Source organism: Bradyrhizobium sp. JYMT SZCCT0428 (genome assembly GCF_018131075.1).
In the GTDB taxonomy this organism is placed as follows: Bacteria; Pseudomonadota; Alphaproteobacteria; order Rhizobiales; family Xanthobacteraceae; genus Bradyrhizobium.
Window position 1 is genome coordinate 1 of sequence record NZ_JAFCLS010000143.1, and the last position, 2,989, is coordinate 2,989.

Here is a 2,989-nt window from a genome sequence, read left to right on the forward strand (position 1 = left end):
TGCGCTCTTTGCCGATGCAATTCTGCTTCCCATGATCTGCCAGTCACGTCACCGATACTGGCCAGAGTCCTCTCGACAATCGCTAGTGCGGACTTATTTTCGCCAGCCTTGGCGTGCATGTTCGCCAGCCAGCTTTCCATCATCGGAAGCATGAAGCCGACGCCATTACGTCGCGCTTCGTCGATTCCCAGTGCTATTTCGGCCCGGGCCTCTCCAAGTTGGCCCAGGTCGCCGACTGCTCGGCCTCTCGAAATTTGCGACAAAATCGCGTACAGCGAAAACCGCTGTTCTTTTGACATTTCCAAGCTTTTTTCGGCGCTTTCGAAGGCGCGAGCGGCCTCCCCGCGCAGAAGGTGCACAACGGAAGTCATGTAATGAGCGAATGCCACCGTGTAGGGGTGGCCAAGGTCTTGACCCAAAGCAAGCGCTTCCGAAACGCGGGCAAGGGATTGATCCGGATAGCCCAGAAACCACAAGTCCCAAGATAGGAGCAGAAGTGAAGCCGCTTGAGGTTCCACCATGTAAAGATTGGATAGGGGCTGCTTTCCTTTACCAATCGAGAGTTTGATCGACTCCGCGAAATGGTCCGCTGACAATTTGAAGTCCCCAATCGTCAATAACGTACTGCCCATCACTCTATGAGCCACCATTAGCGGAACCGGTTGGGACGACGCTTGCGCCCGTGACAGGAACTCATCAGCGAAGCGGAGCGCATCATCATTCATTCCGCCCATCCAGCAGTGCCCCCACAACCCAAACAGGGCTTGGAAATACTCAGGGACGTTGCCGAGTTGCACACACAAGTAATGAGCCCGCGAAAACACTTCGCGGATTTCCTCCGACGCATATCCTTGAACCGCGATAAGCGGTATTCCCAACGCCAATTGAATGTCGATTTCTTGTTTGATCCGTTCGGGCGTTTCCGGCAAAGCGCCCAAAAGCTGAAGGGCCTTTCGGAAGCTAGCAATCGCTTCGACGTTGGCGGAATGCGCTAGCGCGTCCTGCCCAGACTCGAACCAGCAACGAATGGCGCATTGGTGATTGCCTGCTTCTTGATAGTGATAGGCCAGGACTTGGGGTTGATTTTCGGCGAGCTCCGAAATGTCATGCTCTAAGATTGCCGCGATGTCCGCGTGTATCTGCTGCCTCTTACTCCTAAGCAAAGAGTCGTAGATTGCGTCACACAACAACGCATGTTTGAAGGCGAAACGAAGAACAGGCGAAATTCCGGCTCGATAGATGATGTCAGCCTGTTCGAGCAGCGAAAGGGCCGACAGTATCTCGTCATCGTCAATTTGCGATGCAGCCGACAAGAGATCATAGGAGAACTCACGCCCAATCACAGCCGCAATCTGCGCAAGTTTGCGACTCGGCGCAACGCGGTCGAGCCGCTCCATCAATGCATCACTCAGCGTGTCCGGAACCCTGAGTAATGCTGGCTGTACTGCGCGCTCGAAAGTGCCTCGGGTTCGGAAAGGCGTACTCAACATACTGCTTGTCAGCTCCTCTATGAATAGCGGAACTCCATCGGCCTTTTGGACAATCCGGTCAAGCACCGCTTGGGGCATGCTCCCTCCCCTCAAGATATCTCGGATCATCGCATTCACTTCGGTGAGCGACAATCGAGTAAGCGAGTGCATGGTGGTGTTCGCATCGGTCATCCACGTGGGGCGAAACTCAGGCCGGCACGACACAATAAGTAGCACGCGGGCGTGGTCGATCCGGCTGATAATCGATTCAAGCAGCTCGAGCGTCGAGTTATCTGCCCAATGCGCATCCTCGAAGATGCAGACGGCGGGGCGTTCGACAGAAAACGCCAAGATCATGTCGACAAGCGTGCTTATCGTCCTGTTCTTTATTTGCTGCGGCGTAAGAGCAGATAATTCGAGGTGATTTTCAAAAGGGATTGATAACAGTTTGGCAATGAGCAGGACCGGCTCTTTGGAGTTATCAGTTGAGCGCGGAAGGTAAGTTGTAAGCTTGGCAATCTTATCTGCCTCGGCCTCGCGAGCTGTTAGTTGGGCCGCTTGTTCGATCTGCCCGATCACCGGAAAGAACGCGCTCTGACTGTGATAGGGCGAGCACTGATGGTACAGCAAGACGTGTGGTTCCTGCTGAACATAAGATTTCAATTCGTGGAGCAGCCTTGATTTTCCGACTCCGGGAATACCCGAGAGCAATATGACTTGGCCGTCACCCTCTTTGACTTTCTGCCACCTATCGAGCAGCAAGCTTCGTTCGCTTGAGCGTCCAATGAGCGGGGTAAGAGCGCCCGTATGCGCAGCCTCGAAGCGGCTAGCTGTATTTTTGGCTGAGAGCACGCGATACACGTGAAGAGGTTCAGTTACACCTTTGAGTTCCTGGAGCCCAAGGTCCTGAAAATCAAAAGCTGCCCATACGAGTCGCCTCGTCGATTCCGAGATGAGTACCGTGTTGACAGCGGCAAGGGTCTGGAGACGTGCGGCGATATTCGGCGTCTCTCCCACCGCGTCCATCGACCAAGTACCACTAGCTCCAATTTCACCGACAACAACCGGACCCGAGCAAACACCCACTCGACAATTCAAAGTAACTGGCCCTGAAATCCTCGTAACTCCGGACACAATCTCCAGGCTGGCGTGAATAGCACGAGCGGCGTCATCCTCATGTGCACGGGGCCAGCCGAAAAATGCCATCACTCCATCGCCGAAATAGCGGGCGACCTCGCCTCCATAGCGCCCAATCGCAGCGCTGCACTCCACCCGATACGCGTCAATGAGTTTTTGGAGATCCTCAGGATCTAACTTCTCCGATAGCTGCGTAGATCCCACTAAGTCACAAAACATCACTGTGATCTGACGGAATTCAGCTTCGCGATGTTGCACAGGAGAGGGTGGCACCACAGTGGCGCTTGCAATCGCTTTTGCTGTGCCGGTGGGCTGGCGCGCGGGCGTCAATGCTTGAATGGCCCTAAGCAGCTTCTTGCGGTGACCTAGAGAAGATACTCCGA

The 2,989-nt window shown here is 54.5% G+C and carries 1 protein-coding gene; it reads right to left on the bottom strand.

What is annotated here, in order from left to right:
• Positions 1–2,989, bottom strand: a 2,989-nt coding sequence (locus JQ575_RS43975; protein WP_212039363.1) for an AAA family ATPase, incomplete at both ends; no start/stop codon positions are given.